This window comes from Arthrobacter sp. ISL-69, from assembly GCF_018613775.1.
Lineage (GTDB): Bacteria > Actinomycetota > Actinomycetes > Actinomycetales > Micrococcaceae > Arthrobacter.
In genome coordinates this window covers 260,692-283,957 of record NZ_JAGGPO010000015.1, presented here as the reverse complement: position 1 = coordinate 283,957, position 23,266 = coordinate 260,692, and the positions used below count along the sequence as shown (strand labels likewise).

Here is a 23,266-nt window from a genome sequence, read left to right as displayed (position 1 = left end):
GCCCAGGACGGTGCCCGGAAGCAGGCGCCGAAAAAGAAGAAGCGCTAGGAACTGATGACTGCCGAAACCGCAGCCAGCTGAGATACAGGTAAGGGCCGGAACAATTGTTCCGGCCCTTACCTGTATCCACTCTTGTCCGGACAGTTGGATTGGCGGAGGGCGGCGCGAGTCGGCTCAAAGCTGATGAGTCAGCCGATTTCCAGCGCCGTTACCCGCCATACCTGGTTGCTGCGCTCAAGTCTCACTGCCACCGCGCGGACCCTCAGTTCGTCCACCACGACGGCGCTTGCCTCGTAGATGCCGTCCGCGACTTCGCAGGCGCGGACCGACCGGACAGCCGGGTTACGGTGTAGGCGGCCGGCCGTCGGTGAGGACCCGGACGCGAGCCGGCGGGTAAGCGCGGCCCGGTGCTGGAGCGAGGCCAGGCAGCGTTGGTCCAGGCGCCGCGAGAGCTGCTGGATCGGACGCGTTCCGGCCAGTACTTCGATGGCGGCCTGCACGGTACCGCGGGCGATCGCGCAAACCTCCCTGCTCTCACTCACAGCCTTGAGGGTCCGCAGGTTACCGGCCGATCGAGCCGGGCCGGCCGGGCCCGGCGCGGGAGGAGCGCCAGCAGGGCGCGGACCCGCAGGCGGGATGCTGGCCGGTTCAGGGACCGCCGTCAGCCCGCGGACCGGCGGAACACCCGGATCGGATCGGCCCGTCGCAGGAGATGAGGGGACCAAATGCAATGCGCTCATGACGTTTCCTCTGATTGATGACGGATATCTGAAGACTGCTCGAAGCCGGCCGCGGACTATGAGCTGGACGGTGGCCGGAGAACCTGGCCCGGGAGAAGGACATCGGGATTGTCTCCAACGACGGCCCTGTTGGCCTGATACCAACGTGGCCATTCCAAGGCGACGTCTACGTCAGAAGCGGGGGAGCCGCCCAGCCCCCTGGCTGCGATACTCCACAGCGAGTCCCCAGCCACCACTGTGACGGGGCCGGCCGAGGCTGGTTGCTGCCGTGCGGACCTCACGGGTTGAGCCGCGAGCGGACCTGGATCCACGACGGGTGCGCTTGGTTTCCACTGTGGATCCAGGCTGTCACCGGACGCTGAGGTCGCCGGCAAAACGGAAATGGATGCTGTACCGCCTACCCCGCCAACCACTGCGGTGGTGAGTGCGGCCGGCTCTGACGGAAGCGCGCTGGCTCCCCCACCTGCCTGTTCCGTTGGCGCCCATACCGCAGCAATGGCCGTGCCGGATGTTGGACTCGGCGGCGGCACCCCGGGGTCCGTGGCGCCATGGGCAAGCGGTGCGCCCAGCAGCTGCAAACCGACTGCGGCGAGGGCGAGCCGGCGCATGAATGCCGGGCTGAACTTGCCGGTGATTTCCGCTGCCCGGCCGTTGCCGGTGCGCTCGAGGGCGGCGGAGGCAAGCGCGATCAGCATCGACAAGAACCACCAAGCCACGATGATGAGTCCAATCGTGTTGACGGCAATTCCCAGCAGGTCTTCAAAGGCCAGCGACTGGCCCCTCTCCGCTGACCGCTGCCACCGCTCCACCAGCGAGGCGCCCGTCCCCGCCAGGAGAGTACCCAGAAGAAGAATCGCTGCTGCCAATGCCGCGTCCGAGCCAAGTGGTCTTCGCTGCGAACCCTTCATGATCCTACTCCTCCAAGCTGTTTGATACGATTTGATGTTGTTTGATGTATGTAAGTAAAGTTTGAACCCGCCCTCCGGGTTTTGTCCAGTGATTTGTTTTTTCGTCCCGGGGTCCGGCATTGAATTGACCCCGGCGCCGAGCAGGCCTAGATTTGCGGCATGCGTTGGGATGCCCTGTTTGATGACATGGAGGCGCAGCTGGCATCAGTTGACCGGCTGGAGCTCGAAGCGGAAATCGCTGAGCGGTCGCGGGCGGACGTGGCAGGTGTGGAACTGGCCGACAGGTTGCGCGGATCCTTCGGGCTCAGGGTTGGTGTCCATCTGGCGTCCGGGTCAGTGTTCGACGGAACGCTGAGCCACGTGGGCGCAGAGAGCCTGGTGCTCAGCGATCCGTATCGTCAGGTGCTGATTCCTTATGCTGCGGTCTCGCGGTATCAGGGCCTCGGGAGGCTCGCTGTCGCGGAGCCATCCTCTGTCCGGCGAAAACTGGGCCTGGCCAGCGCACTTCGTGGCCTGGCGCGCGACAGGACTGGTCTGTCAGTTTTCCTGATCGGCGGCGCGGAGGGGGTAGCCGGACTCAGCGGTGTCATCGACCGCGTGGGGCGGGACTATTTCGACCTGGCTGTAACCCGGCCGGGGGAGGCCCGCCGCGCGGCCAACGTCAGCCAGGTGGCCACGGTTCCATTTGCCTCGCTCGGTGCGTTGCGGTCCTTGCGCGGCGCCGAGCTCTGAACGCACACCCCAGTTGCCGGGCTGCAGGCCGAATTGGCGGCAGGGCGGGATGCGCGCGCCTGCGTCCGTGCCTCAGGCGTACTTAGGTCTCAGGAGGACTTGGACTTCGCTTGCTGGATCATGCGGTCCGCCTCCGCGTAACGCTCTTCGATGTACTGCTCCAGCATCTTTTCCTCCACGCGCCACTGCCCGCGGCCGCCCACCTGGATGGCCTTTAGTTCGCCGCTGCGGACCAACGCATAGGCTGCCGGGGAATTGATCTGCAGCTGTTCGGCTACGTCTGCGAGGGTTAGGAATCGGGGCATGGTTCTATTTTGCCACCAGTGGCGTCAAGTGGTGCGGTTATCCACAGTTTGGCGTTGTTTGATCCTATGACTTTCGATCCGGCTGTTTTGCCGTAACAATGAGGGAGTCCGGCGCATGAAGCAGTCCGGTCAGCACCGATGGGGGGAGCAACACGGATGAGTGCAAGCACAACAGCCGCAGGGGTCCGGCTGAAGAAGCCGTCCTGGAAGGATCCCCGGCTCCTGCTCGGATTCCTGCTGGTCCTGGCCTCCGTGGCGGGTGTTGTGTCCCTGGTAGGTGCTGCCGACCAAACCACCGAGGTTTACGCGGCGAAAGGGCCGATAGCCGTTGGGGAGAAGCTGACGGCTGAGAACGTCAACCGGGTGAAGGTCAGGCTTGGCGACGTGGAATCGCACTACATCACCGCTGAAGCAGGACTGCCCGAGGGCATGGTCGCCGTGCAGCGCATTGGCCCGGACCAGCTGGTGCCACGGGCAAGCCTCGGCAAGCCCGACGCTCTGAACCGCAAGCCGGTTGCAATCACCATAGACGAAACCCTGCCGGAGCAGGCCGCTGCCGGTTCGCGCGTGGACGCCTGGGTCGCCCTGCCTGATGCCCGCAACGGATTCAGCGAGCCGAAGCTACTCCTTCCCGGCGCAGAAATTGCTGAAGTCACGCCGGGAACAACCACGCTCGGATCTTCCCGGTCCACAGTAGTGCTGGTGCTCGTCACTGATGAGCAGATGCCGAAGCTGCTGGGCGCCCAAGCGAACAAAGCCAAGATTTCCGTCGTCTGGAACCCTGGCGGTGGGACGCCATGAGCATCCCGGTGGTCACGGTCGGACAGTCACGCGAAGACCTGGTGGGCGGCCTGGAACGACTGCACGGACCGGTCACTGTCGTCAGGAGGTGCTCGGAACTGACGGAGTTGCTGGCCGCCTGCCAAAGCGGCCTCGCCCGGGCGGCCGTCGTCGCAGAAGGCAGCGACGAACTGACTGCTTCGCTGGTGGACCGGCTCGCCGCGGTCGGCGTCGTGATCGTTGCCCTGACGGACAGCGCATCGGAAACCGCGAGGCTGACGGCGATCGGCGTCACGGCGGCGCCGGCGGGAGTGGACTCAGCGGCGCTGGCCGGACGGATTTCCGGCGCGGTGGAGCAGTGGTCCCGTCCCAAGCCATTTCAGGCGGGTGACAGCGGATTTGCGGACACGGGGGCGGCCATCCGGACTCAGCCCGGTGCGGAAAGCGACGTTTCAGCAGAGCCGTCCGGCGCCGGCCAGCTTATTGCCGTCTGGGGTCCGGCAGGGTCGCCCGGCCGGACGCTCGTGGCGGCGAACATGGCAGGCGAGCTGGCTGCAGCCGGCAATTCAGTCTTCCTGATCGACGCTGACAGCTATGGGGCGAGCGTTGCGGGCCTGCTGGGACTCCTGGATGAGTCCGCGGGGCTGGCGCAGGCCTGCCGGCTGGCTGACCTGGGGCAACTGGATGCCGACGCCCTGCTAAGGGTTGCCACACCTGTCGCCCTGAAATCCGGGACGCTCCGGATCCTGACCGGGATCACGCGCGCGGACCGCTGGACGGAATTGCGCGCGTCCGCCCTTGGGGTCGTGTTTGAGAAAGCCCGGGAAATCGCGGACTACGTCGTCGTGGACACCGGATTCTGCCTTGAGGCAGACGAGGAACTCAGTTTTGACACCATGGCGCCGCGCAGGAACGCCGCCACCCTCCGGAGCCTCGAACTGGCAGATACCGTCTATGCCGTCGGGGCGGCTGACTCCATCGGGGTGCCGCGGCTCGTCCGCGGCCTTTCCGAGCTTGAGGCCGCGGTCCCGCAGGCGGTTCCCCGGGTAGTCCTGAATAAGGTCCGTGCCTCGGCCGCCGGAAGGTCACCGGAACGCCAGCTCAGGGACGCCTGGGAAAGGTACGGGCCGGCGGCGGCAATCGCCGCGTTCCTGCCATCGGACAGCGCAGCAAGCGACTCGGCACTTTTGTCCGGGTGCCTCCTGCTCGAGGCTGCACCCCAATCAGGACTACGTCTGGCAATCGCAGAATTGGCTTGTGCACCTGTCCAGCGAAAACGCCGATCCTCTGTCTTTACTTCCACAGCGAAGCGTCGCCTAAAGGGCTAGGCTCGCCATAAGGGCTGCAAAGAGGCAGCTATGAACTTTTGATGGAGGCGTTTGTCGATGTCGTCTGGGTCCAGCGTGGAGGATCAGTCCGTTTTACTCGGAGCCCGTGAAGGGTACCTCCGAGACTACTACGAGCACCTTGCGGAGGAGGACGGCCGGGCATATTCGCCTGACCTCCTGGCCGCCCGCGCTGAAACCCACCGCGAAGTGGCCGCTGTCCGCGTTCCGGGCACGGCCAACATCAGAATCGTGGACGAAGCCGACCGAAGCGTCGTGTACATCGTCACGGACGATATGCCCTTCCTGGTGGACTCAGTCAACGCTGAGCTCGTTCGCCAGAACTCTGCAATCCACCTTGTCCTCCACCCGTTGTTTGTCGTGACACGCAACCGGGAAACCGCTCAACTGACCAAGGTGGACAGGGTCCCGTCCAGCATCGGCATTTCCAGCGGAGATACCGCCGCCATGCCGAGCCTGTCGCACCTGATAGCCCAGGGCGACAACGCCTCCCACATGGAGTCCTGGATCGCTGTCGAGATCGACCTTGCCAGCGAGGAATTGCATGGACGGCTGATCGGAGGCATTGAACGCGTGCTCGGGGACGTACGGGCAGCAGTCGAAGACTGGCCGAAGATGCGCAACAAGGCGCTGCAGATCGCTAAAGACCTGGACAACGTGGCCAATCCTGCACAGATCGAGGAGTTGCGCCAGGCTCAGGACCTGCTCCGCTGGCTCGACGAAGGCAACTTCACCTTCCTCGGGTACCGCGAATACGACCTGGTGAACGAGTCCGGGGAAGACGTCCTGGAACTCCGGGAGAAAAGCGGTCTCGGCCTGCTGCGCAGCGGTGCGGACGGACACCACGTCCAGCACCTCACCGTTGCCGGCCGCAAGAAGGCACGTGAAAAGCGCGCTTTGGTCATTACCAAAGCCAACTCCCGCTCCACCGTCCACCGTCCGGCCTACCTCGACTACATCGGGGTCAAGAGCTTCGACGCCGCCGGAAACGTCAATGGCGAGCAGCGGTTCATCGGCCTGTTCGCCACCAGCGCCTACGCCGGCTCCGTCCGGAACATCCCGATCGTTCGCGAGAAGGTTGAAGCCGTCCTGCGCAAGGCCGGATTCCCGCCGCACTCCCACTCCGGCAAAGACCTGTTGGGCATCCTTGAGACCTACCCCCGCGATGAGCTGTTCCAGATCGAGGTTTCCGACCTCGCAGCGACGGCAACCGGAATCCAGCGGCTGCAGGAACGGCGTCGCACCCGGCTGTTCCTGAGGCCTGATATCTACGGCCGGTTCATGTCCGCGCTCGTCTACCTTCCCCGTGACCGGTACACAACAAACGTTCGCCTCCGCATCGAGCAGGAACTGCGCGAGACCTTCCACGCCGTCTCCATCGACTACGAAGCCAGGATGACCGAATCCGCGCTGGCCAGGCTGTTCTTCCGGATCCGGCTGCCCAAGGACGTCGACGTCAGTAACGTCAACGCCGAAGAGCTGGAGAAACGGCTTGTCCGGGCTGCGCGATCATGGAGCGAGGGCATCGCGGAAGTCCTGCGGGCCAGCGGTCCGGAAGATGACACGAAGGGGCTTGCTTCGGCCTGGGCCGAAGCCTTTCCGGCCAGCTACCGCGTGGACTACGAGGTGGAGGATGCCCTGACGGACATTGCCCGCTTCGAGAAGTACGGATCGGCTGCCGAGCTGGCCGAAAAGGGCCGGCCGGAGCGGCCCGGCGTCCACGTGTACCTTCCCGAAGGGGCCGGAGCCACCCTTGAAGAGGACGCCCGTGTCAAGCTGTACATGCTGGAGCCCAAGAGCCTCAGCCAGATCCTGCCGTACTTCCATAACCTTGGCCTTGAAGTGCTCGATGAACGGCCGTTCGAAATCGAGACCTCGGACAAGCGGGACTTCTTCCTCTACGACCTGGGCCTGAAGTACCCCGCCGGTGTGGCCCCGCTCGCAACGGGCCAGCTGCTTGCGGAAGCCTTTGGCGCCGCCGTTTCCGGTGCCGTCGAGTCTGACAGCTTTGACCGTCTGGTCCTGCGCGAGGGCATGCACTGGAGCCAGATCGTGGTCCTGCGGGCCTATGCCAAATACATGCGCCAGATGGGCAACACGAATTCGTTTGGCTTCATTGCGGACACGCTGCTGGCCAATCCGGACGTGACACGTGCGCTCAGTGCCCTGTTCGCGGCCCGCTTTGACCCCGCCCTCGGGGACGATGTTCGGACCGAGCGCCAAGCGTCGGTCCGTGCAGAGTTGGCTGCCGCCATCGAACAGGTCGCCACCCTGGACGCGGACCGTGTGCTCCGGACCTTCGCGAACCTCATCGAGGCCACGTTGCGGACCAACTTCTATCAGCAAAAGCCGTACCTGAGCTTCAAACTGAATCCGGCCGCCATCGATGGCCTGCCGTTCCCGCGCCCGATGTTTGAAATTTGGGTCTACTCGCCCCGTGTGGAGGGCGTGCACCTGCGCTTCGGCAAGGTGGCCCGAGGCGGACTGCGCTGGTCCGACCGGCGTGAGGACTTCCGGACCGAAATCCTGGGCCTTGTTAAGGCACAGACAGTCAAGAACGCCGTCATTGTGCCCACCGGCGCCAAGGGCGGATTCTTCGCCAAGCAACTCCCTGACCCCGCCGCCGACCGGGCGGCCTGGATGGCGGAGGGCGTGGAGAGCTACAAGACGTTCATCCGCGGTCTGCTGGACCTGACGGACAACCTGATCACAACTCCCGACGGGGAAGCCGTGGTTCCGCCGGCCGACGTCGTCCGCCACGACGACAACGACTCCTACCTCGTCGTCGCTGCCGATAAGGGAACGGCAACGTTCTCGGACATCGCAAACGGCCTATCGGACGAATACGGGTTCTGGCTGGGGGACGCCTTCGCCTCCGGCGGCTCGGTGGGCTACGACCACAAAGCCATGGGGATCACCGCCCGGGGCGCGTGGGAATCGGTCAAGCGCCACTTCAGCGAACTGGATCTCGACACGCAGTCGGAGCCGTTCACCGTGGTGGGCGTCGGCGACATGTCCGGCGATGTCTTTGGCAACGGCATGCTGCTTTCCAAGCACATCCGGCTGCTCGCGGCGTTTGACCACCGCCACATCTTCCTGGATCCGAATCCCGACGAGGCCGTGTCGTACGCCGAGCGGCAGCGGCTCTTCAACCTGCCCCGGTCCTCCTGGGACGACTACGACAAGTCCCTTATCAGCGAAGGCGGCGGCGTCTTCGTGCGGCAGGCAAAGTCCATTCCTGTTTCCGACCAGGTCAGGGCGGCCCTGGGACTGCCGGACGGCACCTCGGAGCTGAGTCCGCCGGAGCTCCTTCGCGCGATTCTCCTGGCGCCCGCGGACCTGCTGTACAACGGCGGTATCGGAACCTACGTCAAGGCAAGCACCGAAACGCATGCGGAGGTAGGGGACAAGGCCAACGACGCGATCCGCGTTGACGGCCGCGACCTTCGCGTCAAGGTGGTCGGAGAAGGCGGAAACCTCGGCATGACCCAGCGCGGCCGCATCGAGGCCGCACTCCAGGGAGTCATCCTGAACACGGATGCCATCGACAATTCGGCCGGCGTCGACTGCTCGGACCATGAAGTCAACATCAAGATCTTTGTTGACCGGATGGTCGCAGCCGGCAAGCTCGAGTCCGCCGAGCGGGCGGACTTCCTGGCATCCATGACGGATGAAGTCGGGCGGCTTGTGCTCGAAGACAACATCGACCAGAACATCCTCCTCCTCAACGACCGCATCCGTGTTGCGGAGTGGAGCCCCAGCTACGAGCGGCTCATGGACTGGCTGGAGAAATCCGCAGACCTCAAGCGCAAACTCGAAGCCCTGCCAACAACGGCGACGCTCCGGGAACGCCTGGAACAGGGACAGGGGCTAACTTCGCCGGAGCTCTCCGTTCTGGCGGCCTACGCGAAGATCGAACTTGCGACGGCGCTGCGTGAGAGCGACCTCGCCGACGATCCGTGGTTCAGGCAAACCCTCCGGTCCTACTTCCCCAAGCAGCTCCGGGAGAGGTTCGACGCCGAACTGGACACCCATCCGCTGCGGCGCGAGATCATCGCTACGGTCGTGGCGAACGACATGATCAACCTGGGCGGCATCACGTTTGCGTTCCGCACCATTGAAGAGACCTCCGCCAACGAAGCCGCGGTGGCCAAGGCCTTCGTTGCGCTCCGCGAAATCTACGAGCTTGACGTCATGGTGGGCGAGCTCAACGAACTGCCTGCGTCCTTCCCGACGGAGCACTGGAGCACCGTCCACCTTGACATCCGACGGCTCCTGGACCGTGCTGTCCGGTGGGTGCTCAGCCAAGGCAGCGGTTCCCGGCCGATCTCCGAGATCGTGGGCGAATTCAAGCCGCTGATGGATCCGATGCGTGCCCGCCTCCTCGACTACCTGCGTGGAGAGGACCGTGCCCGCGTGGCTTCGTGGCTCGAAAAGGCCCGGAGCTGGGAACTTCCGGAGGACCTTGCCCACCGCTGGGCCGAACTGTTCGAAAGCTTTGTGCTGCTGGACATCGCCAAGATCGCCCATGTCAGCGCGGAGCCGGTGGAAAACATCGCGCACGTCTATTACTCGGTGTTCGACCGCTTCCACGCGGATTCGCTCCTGGAGCGGATCACGAAGCTCCCGAGGCGGGACCGCTGGCAGGCGCTGGCCCGCGCTGCCCTGCGTGATGACCTCTACTCCACCATTTCGGACATCACGACGTCGGTCCTTGACTCGACGCCGTCCGGGACCCCCGCGGAGGACCGCGTACTGGACTGGGAAGGCCTGAATGCCGAACAGCTCGGCCGTGCCAGGAGCATGTTTGACGAGGTCAACTCGCTCGAAGCGGACGATATGGCGTCACTGTCGGTAGCATTGAGGCTCTTGAGGTCAATCGTCCGACGCTAGGGACCAGTCCCAAGCGTCGAATCTGGAGGTGTAGTGGCAATCTTTACGGACCCCATCAGGGAACACGCTGATTTTGGGCCGGGGGATGCCGAGTGGCTGCACCTCCTGGTTGGCGACTGGCAGATGGTCGCCGACCTTGCCTTCGCTGACCTGGCATTGTGGTTTCCGCATCCTGAGTTCGGGTACGTGGCGCTGGCCCACGTCCGCCCCTCCACCACGCACACGGTGTTCCACGCCGACTTCGTGGGGGAGGGGATCAGGTCGGACCTGCAGCCGCTGGTGGACAAGGCCTGGGGCAGTCGCACGATTGAGCGCTCCAGCGAAACCAACTGGAGCAGCGACATGGCCCTCAGGGTCGAAGCTGTGCCCATGGTCAGGAACGGCCGGACCCTGGCCGTTGTGACCACCCACATGGATCTGTCCAGTTCACGGATGCCTTCCAGGCTCGAACTGACCTACCGCCAGTGTGCCTACGATCTGCTCCGGATGGGAACGCTCGGCCTCTGGCCCGACTTTGCGTCGCCCACCGGATCCCGCCGCGGCGCTCCACGTGTGGGTGACGGCCTCATCCGGCTGGATGCAGACGGCATCGTGCAGTACGCCAGTCCGAACGGCGTCTCCGCATTCCGGCGCCTGGGTGACGGGGAGTCCCTCGAAGGCAGGTCGCTGGCCGAAGTCACAGCGGGACTGCTGCGGGACCGTCGCATGGTGGACGAAACGCTCCCGCTTGTAGTGACAGGCCGGATGCCGTGGCGAAGCGAAATCGAATCCCGCGGGGTCAGCCTTTCCCTTCGGGCCATCCCGCTGCGCGACGAACAGCAGCGGTTCGGGGCCCTGGTGCTCTGCCGTGACGTCTCCGAGCTGCGGCGCCGCGAAATGGAACTGGTGACCAAGGACGCCACCATCCGGGAGATCCATCACAGGGTGAAGAACAACCTCCAGACGGTGGCGGCCCTGTTGAGGATGCAGTCGCGCCGGATGGTCAGCGATGAGGCCAAACAGGGCCTCGAGCAGGCCATGCGGAGAGTCGCCACGATTGCCCTCGTCCACGAGACCCTGTCCCAGGGGCTGACGCAAAGCGTTGACTTCGATGAACTGATCGGCCGCCAGTTCCGTCTCTCTGCCGAAGTCGCTTCACCCTCCCAGCAGGTCAAGACGGCCAGGTCCGGGCTCTTCGGAGAGCTGCCCAGCGATTTCGCCACCCCGCTTGCCCTGGTGATCAACGAACTTGTGACGAACGCCGTCGAGCACGGTCTGGAGGGGAGGACCGGAACTGTCTGGCTTCTGGCCGACCGTTCCGAAGGCGATGACGGGGACGAGCTCCTGACTGTGACTGTGGCAGACGATGGAGTCGGGCTGCCGGAAACGCCCCATGTGGAGGGTCTGGGACTACAGATCGTCCGGACGCTTGTGACCAGTGAACTCGGCGGCAGCATCCAGTGGAAGCCCCGCGAGGGCGGCGGAACCGCCGTGCAGATCGTCCTGAGCCTGCAAAAGCGGTAGCAGGGTCTTAAACAGGAAAGCGGCCGCGGACTTCACAGTCCGCGGCCGCTTTCCTATTTGCCTAAATTAGGCCAATGCAGTGTCTGTCCGGTCAGGAGGCGCGACGTGCGCGTGCAGCGCGGCGCTTGAGTGCGCGGCGCTCGTCTTCGCTCATCCCGCCCCAAACACCGGCGTCCTGTCCCGATTCGAGGGCCCACTGAAGGCAGGTGTCCACCACCGGACAACGGCGGCACACACTTTTGGCTTCCTCGATCTGCAGGAGAGCTGGCCCGGTGTTTCCTACTGGGAAGAACAGCTCCGGGTCCTTGTCGAGGCACGCTGCGCGGTTACGCCAATCCATGCTGATCAGTCACTCCATTCCTGGGAACTCGTTGAAAGCGACTTGTGAAAATATTCACTAGAGGCTACATAAGAAAGGGACCCTGCCGGGTCCCCTTGGTCATCTGAATTAAGCGTGTCATGTTAACGCTGTGTAAACAAGGGGTAATCGTCTAAGAAGTGCCTCTTAAGCGTGAGCGATACGTCACATAGGTCGCCGGCGCCCTCCCCGCTAGTCGACTATGTCCGGTATGGTGCCAGTGTGTCAAGACCCCCAGAGAACCCCTCCGACTTCAGTTCTGAGCCCAGCGGGGCAGGCTCCGCGGACGGTTCGGATGCTTCCTCGCACTCCGTTTCCAAGGGAGTTCCGGCCTCCCGGCCGCGGGAAGTCAGCGCGCTGAGCCTGATTGTCGCTGCTGAAGCGGCGGCCCTCCTTGTGGCCGCGGGCTGGTACGCCGTGCAACTGACCACCGGCGCGCCCGTGCTTTCATTTTGGGGTGCTGTGTTTACGTTGGCGCTCCTCCTTTCCTTTTCAGCCTGGCTTTTTGCCGTTGCCTATTTCCTTTTCCGTGGATTCCGCTGGCCGCGGGCGGGTGCGCTGGTGGCCCAGTTGTTTGTGCTGACGATCGGATTTCCGACTCTCACCGGCGGTTACATTGTGGCGGGGCTTGCCATGCTGGTTCCGGCCGCCGTCGCGTTGGTGCTGCTGTTCCGCAAGAGCGTGATCAGCTTCGCCTCGCGTGCCGGTGGGGCGCCCCCCGCCCTGTGACGCCGGGGCTGGATCCCGCCGCCAGATGTACGGGGGTGGCCCGACCCTCGGAAATGAGGACCGCCCTCCCGGGCGGCGGGTTGGGGTCCACTTCGAAACGAACACCGAAGAAATCGCCGTCCATGATGTTCCGGGGCGCGATCAGGATTCCGTTGCCGTGCCCTCGGGCGTGTGCAGCCAGCGGTACCCGCTGAACGAGCGTCGGGCTGAACCCGGCGGTGAGCAGTACTGTCCACCCCAGGCTGTGCAGGTCCATCAGATGCCGGGTGGCCTCCGGAGTCAGCATGTCCGCATCATCCACCACAAGGACCGCGTCCCTGCTCAACGCGCCGGCATCAGCGCTTAGCCTGAGGCCTGCCCAGTAGTTGTCGGCGGCATCGTCAGTACCGGGGAAGAGCCACGCGGGGACGTGCGGGTTTAGCTGGGGGATGGCTGCAAGGAGTGAGCTTTTGCCGGTGGCCGGACCGCCCAGAACGGGCAGGACACATCCGGGCGGAAGCCGGACAGTTGCCGGAAGGAGTTCGTCACCGCCGATGCCGATGACAATTGTGCGGTGTTTGGTTCCGCTTCCGGTGGCGGCATCTGCGGACAACGGTGACGCTGCCAGGCGTGCGGTGCGTTCCTGGACATCGGACACGCTCAGGCGCGTGGGCAGGGCTTCAATCCTGAAGGGCCGGGCGGCAGGTTCCTTGACTGTCGCCGTCTTCGCCGCCGTCCCTGCGGCCGGTGCATAAAACTGGGCCACCGACCCCGGGCTTCCCGTGAGCGGGCCGAACACCACCGCCCGTCCGCGGACCCGCGCAACGTCAGGGATCCGTGGCCACGCCAGGCGGCTCTCCTCGGTGGAGCCGTTGGGGAAGAAAGCCCGGTTGGGGACGGCGGCGAAGTAGCGGGCGGTCACAACGTCCCGGTCCCCGGAAATGAGGACCGTGACACCTGCCCTGGTACCGTCCCGGACGATGTCCTGGACCAGGTCTTCAGCCCAGGCCAGGGGGCCGGCCCGGAACGCGGAGACCCACGAACCCCAGCCGGTCAGGACCAGGACGAGCGGGGTGGCCTGTTCTTCTACCCGCTGGCTGAGCCGCAGGGACATTTCGAGGGCAATACGTTCCAGGATGCGAACAGCCCGGCGCAGTTCATGCAGTCCGGCCACCGCGCCCACCCGAGGCTCAGCCCGCGACGCGCTGAACGAATTGCCGGCGTCGAGTATATAAAGGTGCGATTCCTCGACGTGTTCGATCAGCTGCTGCAGGGCCAGGGCCACTGCGTCGTCTGCCCCGCTGCCCGGTCCGCCGACCACGGCAAGATGGCCGTGGCCTGATGGCTGCCACGTCAGCCGGGAGATGCGCTGCCGCTGCGGCTCGTCCGCCAAGCCGAGCTGGACGGACCAGACGCATGGTGATGGGTCGCCTTCCGTATTCACCCCTAAGGGTTCGGATGTCGGGAGAACCGCTGTCCGGTCAGGCGTTGCAGTCCCAGGGCGGGAGACCGCCCGCGGCAGCGGGCCGGCCACAGGGCGGTGCGGCGGAGTTCCTCCCATGCCGTTCCAAAGCTCCACGAGGGATTCAATCAGGGGGGCTGCGGCCTGCGCCGGTGAAGGCTGCAGATCGGGGTTCGGTTGCCCAGGTCCTTCCGGGGCTTCCCTCAGTGCCTCGGCGGCGAGGCACACCCTGACCCCGGACGCGGTGGGGTCAGCTGCGGCACCGGCCAGCGACGCCGTCTGGAACTCGACCGGATCCTCGGAGCCGCGGGCGAGATAGGCGCGCCCGGGAGTGGCCACGTCGATTCCGGCGGCGACCCTGGAGTTGATGATGTCGAACGATTCCATCTCAGACTGGACGCGCAGCGCAATGCTGGTGGTGACGTTCGCACGGATGTCCGCCGTGAGGGCGCCCTGGGGCCGCTGCGTGGCCATGATGAGGTGTAGGCCCAGCGATCGTCCGATGGCTGCGATCCGCATTAGTTCCGTCAGCGCTTCGGGGGCGTCTTCGACGAGCATGCGAAACTCGTCGATGATCAGAACCAGGTGGGGGAGCGGACCGGCGGCGGCACCTGCCGCCCGATAGCCCGCCAGGTCCGGAGCCTGGACGGCGGAAAGCAATTCCTCCCGGCGCCGGATTTCGGCGCGCAGGGAAATCAGCGAACGGTCCAGTTCATCCCGGGTGAGGTCCGTGAGCATACCCACACAATGAGGCAGGCCCGTCAACGGTCCCAGTCCCGAACCGCCCTTGAAATCAAAAAAGAGAAGGTTGACCACATCCGGCGGGAAGCTCAGAGCCAGCCCGGCCGCCAGGCTCCGGAGGAGTTCGGATTTTCCGGAACCGGTGGTTCCCGCCACCAGCAGATGCGGACCGTCCGACTCAAGGTCGAGCATGCGGGGTCCTTGTGCTGACATTCCGATGGGCACGGCCAGTCCGCGCGTCCCGCGCCCGCCAAGCCAACGGACCGACGTGTCCGCCGCCGACGCCGGCAGGACATCGGCCAGTGAACAACTCAGCGGCACCACTGATGGGGTAGCCGGGCTGCGCTCAAGGGCCGGTGCCATATCCCGGCAGTACCGGTCGAACACCCGCTCCGGAACAAGGTCAGGCAGGAAGTCCTGCGTGGAGTTCCCGGCACAGAGCCGGGCCATGTTTCCGCCAAGTTCGATGACTGTGCCCGCCTCCGCGGAGCCACCCCGGGTGCAGTCAAGAACGTGCCAGCCGCGGTTGATGGCGGTGGCAGTCATGCCGGAAATTCCGGGCGCGCCATCGACGTCATCGATCAGTATCAGCACGCCCCGTTCCCGGCTCCGGTCGATGCCGCGCTCCAGCAGGTCCGATGTCTTCCGGGCGTTCGACAAAAGCGACACCGGCGTGAGATACCGGGACGTCAGCGGCAGTGACTCGGGCCGGCCCTGCAACAGGATCCGCGTCCGTGCCGCATTCCGGTAGCTTGTGAGCTGCATAACCATGAACCTGATCAGGCCGGCGACGTCCTGCCGGGGCCCACGGACAAATGTCCTATCCGGAAGGTGGAGGATGACCGGCATGCGGCCGGCCGCCGGTGCGTCGAAATCCGGGTCGGCGGGATCCAGCCTGACGTTGGCCTGCTGATCCGCGAGTCCCAGGCGCAACCCAAGATCGTCCGGTGCCACTGTTCCTCCGGTCCCGACCGCGGGTTCCGCTTGCCCCCTGAGGACCAGCGCAGCGGCGGACGGTGCGGACCGGCGTCGTCGTTCCTTGTCTTCTTCAACGGCGGCAGCCACCGACGCCTTGAGGCGGCATCGCTGGCGGCGGCCCGCCAGCATGGGAACGAGCACGGAAACGGCAGAAACCGCCGTGAAGGCCAGGAACATCCACATTCCGGTGATCACAGCGAGGCCCACGCCGATGAGCAGCGGCAGTGCCGCGGTGAGGAAGAGAATGACCCGGTTGCCGCCTTCGGCCCTGTGCGGGACCCTCAAAGGCTCAGTGACGCTGGACCCGGCAGCTTCCCACTCGGCGAGCTGTCCTGCCGGCCGGGGGCCGAAGGTGATGGATAGCGTTGAATTTCCACAGCTGATCAGCGAATTTGCCGAAACCGCGGAGTGGGCCACTCTCTTCCCGTCCACGATGGTTCCGTTGGCGCTGCCAAGGTCCGTTATGGTGATGGCGGTGTCCGTCACGTCCAGCCGGGCATGCTCACGGGAGAGGGCGGCATCCGGAAGGGCGATTTCAGTGCCGCTCCGGCCGATCCGGTAAGTGCCGCGCCGCAGGGGCAGTACAGTCCCGGCCGCAGGTCCGCTGTGTACGGCGATCAGCAGGCCAGCATCCGTGGCGTTGCCGGTGTCCGCCGCGTGGCCTCCCACACCGTCCACTATGACCGCCCCAGTAACAAACGGAGGGACTCCGACAGCCAGGCCGGCTAAGGGCAGTCCGCGTACGGTCAGTTCCCCTGCGCCGTACTGCTCCGCAATGGCTTGCTGCACGAGGTGGCCTGCAGCGCCATGCCCGGCCGCAATGGTGAGTTCGAGCGGTGGGCCAGGGCTGCCGGCATCGGGTCCGCGGACCAGCGTGCAGTGGAGCGTCATCGGGGGCTTTCCCTTGGGAAGGAGACGGTTTCTGCCCAAGCTACCGGCGGGCGCTGCCCCCGGTCATCGCCCTCATCCGACTATGTGGACAAGCCCGGCCCGTGCCGGCGATTCACTGGTGGCCGTACAGCCTCGGGTAGGCTAGAGCAGCAGCCAATGCACAACATTGGGCTGCCCGCATTCGAATCAGGAGATTTTGTGACCGCTGACCTCGTCATCGTAGGGTCGGGCTTTTTCGGCCTGACAATCGCAGAACAGGCCGCCACTGAGCTGGGCTTGAAGGTCGTTGTCCTCGACCGCCGCCACCATATCGGCGGCAATGCCTACAGCGAAAAAGAAGAGCAGACCGGCATCGAGGTGCACCGATACGGCGCCCACCTGTTCCACACGTCCAACGAGCGCGTGTGGGAGTACGTCAACCGGTTCACGACGTTCACCAACTACGTCCACAAGGTCTACGGCGTCCACAAGGGCGAGGTGTACTCCCTGCCGATTAACCTCGCCACGATCAATCAGTTCTTCCGTGCCAACCTGACTCCGGGGCAGGCCCAGGCCCTCATCCAGGAGCAGGCCGGCGAGCTCGCGGGCACTGATCCCCAGAACCTGAACGACAAGGGCATCCAGCTCATCGGCCGGCCGCTGTACGAGGCGTTCATCAAGCACTACACCGGCAAGCAGTGGCAGACGGATCCCAAGGACCTGCCCGCAGGGATCATTTCCCGGCTGCCGGTGCGCTACAACTACGACAACCGCTACTTCAACGACAAGTACGAGGGGCTGCCGACCAACGGCTACACCGCGTGGATCGAGAAGATGGCGGAGAGCCCGAACATCGAGGTCCGGCTCAACACCGACTTCTTCGATGAGTCGCACGAATACAGCAAGAACAAGGTTGTCGGCAACATCCCGGTGATCTACACGGGGCCGGTGGACCAGTACTTCGACTTCTCGGAAGGCGATCTGTCCTGGCGGACCATCGACTTCGAAGAGGAAATTCTCGACGTCGGCGATTTCCAGGGAACGTCGGTCGTGAACTACAACGACGACGATGTCCCCTTCACGCGCATCATCGAACCGCGCCACTTCCACCCGGAACGCGACTACCAGGGTGAGCAGACCATCATCATGCGGGAGTTCTCCCGTGCGGCCGAGAAGGGCGACGAGCCCTACTACCCGATCAACACCGCAGCCGATCGCGAACGCCTGCTCAAGTACCGCGACCTCGCGGCTGCCGAGAAGGATGTGCTGTTCGGCGGCCGGCTTGGAACGTACAAGTACCTCGATATGCACATGGCAATCGGCTCAGCCCTGACCATGTTCGACAACCAAATCCGTCCGCACTTCGAGAGTGGAACAACCCTTGAAAGCGGAGGGGTAGACGCATGAGCGCTGAGCTACTGGCTGCTCCCGACAAGGGCGGCGGCCTCCTCGACGTGTTCCGGCGCCGTGAACTGCTCCGGCTTATCGTGCGGAAGGAACTCAAGGTCCGCTACCGCGGCTCGGTGCTGGGCCTGCTCTGGAGCTACGTAAAGCCGGGCGTGCAGTTCATCGTTTTCTATTTCGCCCTCGGAGTCTTCCTGGGCCTGAACAAGCAGCCCAACTTCGTCATCTACATGTTCTCGGGCATCATCCTGGTGAACTTTTTTTCGGAAGCCTTCAGCAACGCAACGCGGTCCATTGTTGCGAACGGGGCCTTGGTCAAGAAGATCTTCCTCCCCCGTGAGCTTTTCCCGGTGGCGTCCGTCTGGGTGGCCATGGTCCACTTCCTGCCCCAGTTCCTGATCCTCCTCACGGCCTGCTTTTTCTTTGGCTGGACCCCGAGCATCGTGCAGATCATTGGTGCCATTGGTGCGTTCGTCATTGTCGCCATGCTGTCCCTTGGACTTGGCCTGCTGTTTGCCGCCGCCAACGTGATGTTCCGTGACTCCGAAAATATCGTTGACCTGATGCTCATGATGGCCACCTGGCTTTCGCCTGTTCTCTACGCCTGGTACCTGGTCCGGGACGCGCTGGGAGAGACGTTCTACTTCTTCTACCAACTCAACCCGATGACTATCGCCGTCGAACTGTTCCACTTTGCATTCTGGGCACCGACCGGCGCCGTGCGGAATGCCGCCGAAGGCGCCAGAATGCCGGAGAACCTCATTTCGCTGTGGCTGCCGGTCGGGTTGCTGATTTCCTTGGCGCTCCTCGCAATTGGCCAGACCGTATTCCGACGCCTTGAGGGCAGATTTGCGCAGGAGTTGTGATGGCTGCAGAAGCAATCATTGTTGAAAAGGTATCGAAACGCTTTAACCTTCGGCACACACGGTCCCTCAAGGAGACGGTTGTGTGGCTGTTCAAGGGACGACGCGGGGATCTTTCCTCGACGTTCATGGCGCTGGATGGTGTGGACGTTTCTGTTGGCGTCGGGGAGTCGGTTGCGCTGCTCGGCTTCAACGGGTCGGGAAAGTCGACCCTGCTCAAACTCATTTCCGGTGTTATGAGTACGGACAGCGGAAGCATCAGGACCCGCGGCAAGGTCGCCGGCCTCATTGAGGTGGGCGCCGGTTTCCACCCCGACCTGACAGGCCGGGAGAACGTGTTCCTCAATGGCGTGCTTCTTGGAATGACCGAGAAGGAAACAGAAGCGCGTTTTGACGAAATCGTCGAGTTCTCCGAAATCGGAAAGTTCATCGACACCGAGGTCAAGTTCTACTCATCCGGTATGTTCCTGCGCCTCGCCTTTTCGGTCGCCGTGCACACGAACCCGGATGTCTTCCTAATCGACGAAATCCTCTCGGTGGGCGACGAGCCCTTCCAGAAGAAGTGCCTGGCACGCATCCAGGAACTCCGGGACTCGGGCTGCACGCTCGTCGTGGTCAGCCACGACCTGGACATGGTGAGCAAGGTCTGTGACAGAGGCGTTGTGCTGCGGCAAGGCAAGAAGGTTGCAGACGGGCCAATCGGGGAAGCAGTCCGCCTTCTCCGGGAAAGCTGATACGAAGCTGACATGAACACGATTGCAGTAGGGAGCGCAGATGAGTAGGGCCCGTAAGCTCTTCGAAGTTTTAGACGACGGCGGTTCAGGCCTGGCAGGCGGAGAGGCCCGACTCTCCGAGCGGGAAATTGGCCTGCTTGTTGGCGGGTTGAACTATCACTCACTGATCCAGCCCGGCCGGGAATTTAAGGTCATAGTCCTCCGAGCACCGGACGGCGAGTTTCCCCAGCTGACCGGCTACGCCTGCCACCGGCACGAGTGGGAACCGAACCGTACCGTCGTTTGCACGGTTGGCGTCAAAAGCACGGTTCCGACGACGGCGTCTGCCGATTCGCCGGTCGTTCCCCTCGTCATCGATTTGGGCGGGGAACGCGCCGAAGGGGGCGCAACCTTCTACGACCGCCCGGGCCGAAAAGCCAAAGTGCTTCGTCTTGCCCGGTTTGGAGCGCCGATCGCCTTCGACGCCCTGCGCCAGGGACTGACCGACTACCACGAAAAACGCCTCACACCGAACCGCCGGCCGCATCGGATGGCTCCGATCGAATCCGCCGCGCCGCTGCGCAGCCCGTCCGAAGACGGCGAGCCGGCAATCATCTTCGGGCTGCATTGGCTGGAAATGGGAGGGGCGGAACGATGGGCCATTGAAACCATCGCGCTGGCCCGCGAGGCCGGCTTCCTGCCCATCGTGTTGACTGACCGTGAGTCGGCCCACCCCTGGATTGTGCGCCCCGAACTGGACGGCGCGCTGGTCCTGCCGGTGAACCTTCCCATTTCAGACGAGGAAGAATCCGAACTGCTGTTGGCACTGCTGACGAAGTTCTCGGTTCGCGGTATCCACGTCCACCACAACGGGTGGCTGTACCACCGTCTGCCATGGTTCAAGGCCATGGATCCCGGGATCCGGACGGTCGACTCGCTGCACGTCATCGAGTGGCGGACCGGCGGTTTCGTCGAATTGGCCGTCAAGCTGTCCAATGCCATTGACATGCACCACGTCATTTCGCCGCAGCTGAGGGACTACATGGTCCTGCAGCGGGACGTCCCGAAGGAACGGGTTTCCCTCGCGCCGCTGTACGGACTCAGTGAGTTGTCGGCTGCCCCGAAGGCGGTAAAGGACCCGGAGCGGCCCTTTACGGTGTCCTTCATTGGCCGGCTCAGCCAGCAGAAACGCCCTTATCTCTTCCTCCGTTATGCCGCCCAGCTCCGACGCTCCACCGAACAGGACGTGCGCTTCATCCTGCACGGATCAGGGGCCCTGGCTGAAGAGACCTCGCGGCTTGTCGCAAAGTACGGTCTTTCGGACTGTCTTGAGCTGCGTCAGCCGCCGCGTTCCGTGGACGACACCCTGGCCGACTCAGACCTGCTGGTGATTTCCTCGGACAATGAGGGGCTGACACTCACGACCTTTGAAGCGACAGCCCAGGACGTGGCGGTACTGTCGACCGACGTCGGCTCACAGGCTTCCCTTGTGTCCGACAAAGTCCTGGTACCGAGGCAGCCCCTCGCGTTTATCAGGGAAGCTGTCCAGCGCACCAAGGCGATCATGGCCTCGGAGGAGTTGCGTGAACAGATCGTGGAAGAACAAAGGCAGAAAATCGCCGCGCTCAAGGAACTCCCGGAAGCACGGGAATGGACCACAGGACTTTACGAAGGATGGAAAGCATGACCGACCAGGTCGCAGCCGTAGTCGTCACCTACAACCGTGTTGACAAGCTCGGAAGGGTTCTCGACTCGATCCTCGCCCAGAGCCGGCCCGTTGATCGGGTGATTGTCATCGACAACGCCAGTACGGACTCCACACCACAGCTGCTCGCTGTCTACGATGACGATCCGCGGGTGGAGATCGTCCGCCTGGATTCGAACACGGGCGGTGCAGGCGGTTTTGCTGCCGGTATGGAGCGTGCCTACGAGCGCGGCGCCGACTGGGTATGGATCATGGATGATGACTGCTACACCGAGGAAGGCGCCCTGGAGAAGCTTCTCGCCGGGCACGCGGAAGCTGAGAAGGGGCTCGGAAGGAACGTACCGTACAGCTGCTCGCTGGTCCGCTACACCGACGGTTCCATCTGCGAAATGAACAACGCCGGCCCCACCTGGGACTGGGGTCGTCTGATCGCACAGGGCCAACGGGCGGTCCTCATCACCAACTGTTCCTTCGTCTCAGTCCTGATTCCCCGCCGGTCCATCGCCAAGTACGGACTGCCCTTGGTCGAGTACTTCATCTGGTTCGACGACATGGAATACACGCTCCGGATCAGTGCAGAAGGACCCGGTGTACAGATTATCGACAGCGTGGTAACCCACGACATGCCCGAAAACCGCGGCGTGAACTTCGGCGACCTGAACCCCGGGAATGCCTGGAAGTTCCTCTACGGAGCGCGCAACGAGTCGTCGTACCGCTGGCACCACGACGACAAGCTCGCCTGGCTGCAGTTTGTGGTCACAACGTACGCCTGGATGGTCAAGGGCGGCGTCGGGCGCCGGCTGCAGCTTAAGGTTGCGAAGCAGGTCCTTGCCGGCCTCAAATTCGATCCGAAGCCGAAAATGGCCCGCAGCGTCCGCTGAACCATTTGACCGCATAACCGCATAACAAAAGGGGGCCCTGCAGGGCCCCCTTTTGTTATGTCCAAGCCTTAGCGGACGGGATACAAAGCCAGCGCTTCGGTTCTCTTGCTGCCCGCCAACCGGGTGGCAGTTGCTTCAAACTCGGGCGAACCGGTCGGTTCCGGAAGTTCGGCGTCGCTGCTTGCGGCGGCGTACGTCCAGCCGGAACCAAGATCCAGCAGCGAGCGATGCTTGATGTCGTAGTAGTCGTCAAGAATGCCGATGGCCACGCCCTGAGCGCCCGCGGCCGCCGCAACCATGTGCGGATGGAACCTGGACGTGTACCACTGCTGACCCCGGCGGACTGGCAATCCTTCACTCCAGACCTGTGTGAACGGGACGAAGTTCTCCTCCGGGATGAGCCCTTCGAGGGCGTCGAACATTCGACGGTCCGACCCCGGGATCGCCTCCACGTAGCCGACCGAGAGGCCGTTTGCGAGGGCGTTTTCGACAACAACCCGCAGTTTGTCCCTGAGCCGCAAGAACGTGGGTTCATCGGTCATGTCGCTTTGGATGCACAACATGACATCCTTCGCGCGGGACTGGACGCGTGGCGATTCAGTACTCCGGCGCAGCTCATGGAGAAGGCCCAGGAAAACATCGTCCAGTCCCGTTTCGAGGCCGAGGAAGGCCGCGCTGGCGTCGTCGCGAACGCTGACCGCCGAGAAGTCCGCGAACGTCTTCGCCAACAGTTCCGCATTTTCAGGCGGGGGCATCAGGCCGAGCCCGGAACCCACCAGCCTGCAGCCGTTCAGGTTTCGTGCTGCGGCCATTCCCGCTACCAGCCCTACATGGTCCGGCCAGACACCGTTGACATAGCCGCCGCCCAGGAGGTGGATCGAGTCCGCCTGGCCCAACGTCATGAGCCCGATGTCGTACATGGGCGTCCCGCCGCGGGTGACGACGTTGACCACGTGATCCCACACGGCCTGGGCAGACTGATCCGGAGCCTCGGCGCAGGAGCGCCACAGCGTATTCGTGGCGTGGAAACCAGGGTGGATTCCGGCAAAGAGTGCGCTTGCGGTACCGGGCTGGGGGCAGTCAAGCCATACGGATGCGTCGGGCCGGACGCGGGCCAGGAACCGCAGCCATGCAGCTACGATCAGCTCATCGCCGTAGTTCGGGTTCCCACCGGAGGCAACGAGATAGATGTTCTCAGTCATCGGCCAAGGTTAACACTTTCCTTTGGCGTCAACCCAATTAGGGCAGCGCGAAAACCGGCGACCCGCCGGCCTCCAACTTGGGCGCGTAGCGGACCATGGCATAAGCTACTTTGGGCCCGGCTATACGCGACCCACTACTGTGAAGTCTGAGGAGTTGGGTTTGTCGACAAGTCG

Annotated in this window: 17 protein-coding genes; 11 read left to right on the top strand and 6 right to left on the bottom strand. The window is 63.9% G+C overall.

Annotation, left to right across the window (positions count from 1 at the left end):
* Positions 1-188: 188 nt before the first annotated feature.
* Both J7I79_RS11105 and J7I79_RS11100 read right to left on the bottom strand, forming a co-directional pair.
* Positions 189-542 carry an Rv3235 family protein gene (locus J7I79_RS11105; RefSeq protein ID WP_214953111.1) on the bottom strand — a complete coding sequence of 118 codons (354 nt, stop codon included), beginning with the start codon at positions 540-542 and terminating at the stop codon, positions 189-191.
* A gap of 254 nt (positions 543-796) precedes the next feature.
* Entirely contained in the window at positions 797-1,648 is an 852-nt protein-coding gene (locus J7I79_RS11100) for a LysM peptidoglycan-binding domain-containing protein (protein ID WP_214953109.1), read from the bottom strand.
* A 159-nt stretch (positions 1,649-1,807) separates the two neighbouring features.
* Between J7I79_RS11100 and J7I79_RS11095 the strand changes: the two genes are divergently transcribed.
* Positions 1,808-2,380 carry a hypothetical protein gene (locus tag J7I79_RS11095; RefSeq protein WP_214953107.1) on the top strand — a complete coding sequence of 191 codons (573 nt, stop codon included), beginning with the start codon at positions 1,808-1,810 and terminating at the stop codon, positions 2,378-2,380.
* Positions 2,381-2,469: 89 nt separating this feature from the next.
* Here J7I79_RS11095 and J7I79_RS11090 read toward each other — a convergent pair whose 3' ends face one another.
* Positions 2,470-2,685 (bottom strand): helix-turn-helix domain-containing protein, encoded by a 216-nt coding sequence (locus J7I79_RS11090; RefSeq protein ID WP_104172257.1) that lies wholly within the window; start codon positions 2,683-2,685, stop codon positions 2,470-2,472.
* A 156-nt stretch (positions 2,686-2,841) separates the two neighbouring features.
* On the opposite strand from J7I79_RS11090, the gene J7I79_RS11085 reads away from it, so the two are divergent.
* Genes J7I79_RS11085 through J7I79_RS11070 form a run of 4 tightly spaced genes read left to right on the top strand, consistent with a single transcriptional unit; the run spans position 2,842 to position 11,207 of the window.
* Positions 2,842-3,486 carry an SAF domain-containing protein gene (locus J7I79_RS11085; RefSeq protein ID WP_214953106.1) on the top strand — a complete coding sequence of 215 codons (645 nt, stop codon included), beginning with the start codon at positions 2,842-2,844 and terminating at the stop codon, positions 3,484-3,486.
* A complete protein-coding gene (locus tag J7I79_RS11080; RefSeq protein ID WP_214953104.1) occupies positions 3,483-4,793 on the top strand; it encodes a chromosome partitioning protein in 1,311 nt (436 codons plus the stop codon). The genes J7I79_RS11085 and J7I79_RS11080 overlap by 4 nt, the downstream gene beginning before the upstream one ends.
* A 57-nt stretch (positions 4,794-4,850) precedes the next feature.
* Complete coding sequence (locus J7I79_RS11075) at positions 4,851-9,704, top strand: NAD-glutamate dehydrogenase (RefSeq protein WP_214953143.1); 4,854 nt, start codon at positions 4,851-4,853, stop codon at positions 9,702-9,704.
* A gap of 33 nt (positions 9,705-9,737) precedes the next feature.
* Positions 9,738-11,207, top strand: coding sequence for a sensor histidine kinase (locus J7I79_RS11070; RefSeq protein WP_104172261.1), 1,470 nt, complete (start codon positions 9,738-9,740; stop codon positions 11,205-11,207).
* Between the two features lie 91 nt (positions 11,208-11,298).
* On the opposite strand, the gene J7I79_RS11065 is transcribed toward J7I79_RS11070, so the two are convergent.
* Positions 11,299-11,547, bottom strand: a complete 249-nt coding sequence (locus tag J7I79_RS11065; RefSeq protein WP_003804966.1) for a WhiB family transcriptional regulator — start codon at positions 11,545-11,547, stop codon at positions 11,299-11,301.
* A 240-nt stretch (positions 11,548-11,787) separates the two neighbouring features.
* Here J7I79_RS11065 and J7I79_RS11060 point away from each other — a divergent pair, with 240 nt between their 5' ends.
* A complete protein-coding gene (locus tag J7I79_RS11060; RefSeq protein ID WP_311380564.1) occupies positions 11,788-12,294 on the top strand; it encodes a hypothetical protein in 507 nt (168 codons plus the stop codon).
* On the opposite strand, the gene J7I79_RS11055 is transcribed toward J7I79_RS11060, so the two are convergent.
* Positions 12,251-16,345, bottom strand: coding sequence for an FtsK/SpoIIIE domain-containing protein (locus J7I79_RS11055; protein ID WP_214953102.1), 4,095 nt, complete (start codon positions 16,343-16,345; stop codon positions 12,251-12,253). The two genes, J7I79_RS11060 and J7I79_RS11055, sit on opposite strands and share 44 nt — an antisense overlap.
* Before the next feature lie 198 nt (positions 16,346-16,543).
* Here J7I79_RS11055 and glf point away from each other — a divergent pair, with 198 nt between their 5' ends.
* Genes glf through J7I79_RS11030 form a run of 5 tightly spaced genes read left to right on the top strand, consistent with a single transcriptional unit; the run spans position 16,544 to position 21,890 of the window.
* Positions 16,544-17,731, top strand: coding sequence for a UDP-galactopyranose mutase (gene glf / locus J7I79_RS11050; RefSeq protein WP_214953100.1), 1,188 nt, complete (start codon positions 16,544-16,546; stop codon positions 17,729-17,731).
* On the top strand, positions 17,728-18,594 hold the full coding sequence (locus tag J7I79_RS11045; protein WP_214953098.1) for an ABC transporter permease: 867 nt from the start codon (positions 17,728-17,730) through the stop codon (positions 18,592-18,594). The genes glf and J7I79_RS11045 overlap by 4 nt, the downstream gene beginning before the upstream one ends.
* Positions 18,594-19,325, top strand: a complete 732-nt coding sequence (locus J7I79_RS11040) for an ABC transporter ATP-binding protein (RefSeq protein WP_214953096.1) — start codon at positions 18,594-18,596, stop codon at positions 19,323-19,325. Before J7I79_RS11045 ends, J7I79_RS11040 begins: the two co-directional genes overlap by 1 nt.
* A gap of 40 nt (positions 19,326-19,365) precedes the next feature.
* Entirely contained in the window at positions 19,366-20,991 is a 1,626-nt protein-coding gene (locus J7I79_RS11035) for a glycosyltransferase (RefSeq protein ID WP_214953094.1), read from the top strand.
* Complete coding sequence (locus J7I79_RS11030; RefSeq protein ID WP_214953092.1) at positions 20,988-21,890, top strand: glycosyltransferase family 2 protein; 903 nt, start codon at positions 20,988-20,990, stop codon at positions 21,888-21,890. The genes J7I79_RS11035 and J7I79_RS11030 overlap by 4 nt, the downstream gene beginning before the upstream one ends.
* Positions 21,891-21,958: 68 nt before the next feature.
* On the opposite strand, the gene J7I79_RS11025 is transcribed toward J7I79_RS11030, so the two are convergent.
* On the bottom strand, positions 21,959-23,092 hold the full coding sequence (locus J7I79_RS11025; RefSeq protein WP_214953090.1) for a polysaccharide pyruvyl transferase family protein: 1,134 nt from the start codon (positions 23,090-23,092) through the stop codon (positions 21,959-21,961).
* Positions 23,093-23,266: the final 174 nt, after the last annotated feature.

Coding starts and splice junctions, on each gene's coding strand:
- J7I79_RS11100 (WP_214953109.1), bottom strand. CDS start 1,648: ATGAAGGGTTCGCAGCGAAGACCACTTGGCTCGGACGCGGCATTGGCA.
- J7I79_RS11095 (WP_214953107.1), top strand. CDS start 1,808: ATGCGTTGGGATGCCCTGTTTGATGACATGGAGGCGCAGCTGGCATCA.
- J7I79_RS11090 (WP_104172257.1), bottom strand. CDS start 2,685: ATGCCCCGATTCCTAACCCTCGCAGACGTAGCCGAACAGCTGCAGATC.
- J7I79_RS11085 (WP_214953106.1), top strand. CDS start 2,842: ATGAGTGCAAGCACAACAGCCGCAGGGGTCCGGCTGAAGAAGCCGTCC.
- J7I79_RS11080 (WP_214953104.1), top strand. CDS start 3,483: ATGAGCATCCCGGTGGTCACGGTCGGACAGTCACGCGAAGACCTGGTG.
- J7I79_RS11075 (WP_214953143.1), top strand. CDS start 4,851: ATGTCGTCTGGGTCCAGCGTGGAGGATCAGTCCGTTTTACTCGGAGCC.
- J7I79_RS11065 (WP_003804966.1), bottom strand. CDS start 11,547: ATGGATTGGCGTAACCGCGCAGCGTGCCTCGACAAGGACCCGGAGCTG.
- J7I79_RS11055 (WP_214953102.1), bottom strand. CDS start 16,345: ATGACGCTCCACTGCACGCTGGTCCGCGGACCCGATGCCGGCAGCCCT.
- J7I79_RS11045 (WP_214953098.1), top strand. CDS start 17,728: ATGAGCGCTGAGCTACTGGCTGCTCCCGACAAGGGCGGCGGCCTCCTC.
- J7I79_RS11040 (WP_214953096.1), top strand. CDS start 18,594: ATGGCTGCAGAAGCAATCATTGTTGAAAAGGTATCGAAACGCTTTAAC.
- J7I79_RS11035 (WP_214953094.1), top strand. CDS start 19,366: ATGAGTAGGGCCCGTAAGCTCTTCGAAGTTTTAGACGACGGCGGTTCA.
- J7I79_RS11030 (WP_214953092.1), top strand. CDS start 20,988: ATGACCGACCAGGTCGCAGCCGTAGTCGTCACCTACAACCGTGTTGAC.
- J7I79_RS11025 (WP_214953090.1), bottom strand. CDS start 23,092: ATGACTGAGAACATCTATCTCGTTGCCTCCGGTGGGAACCCGAACTAC.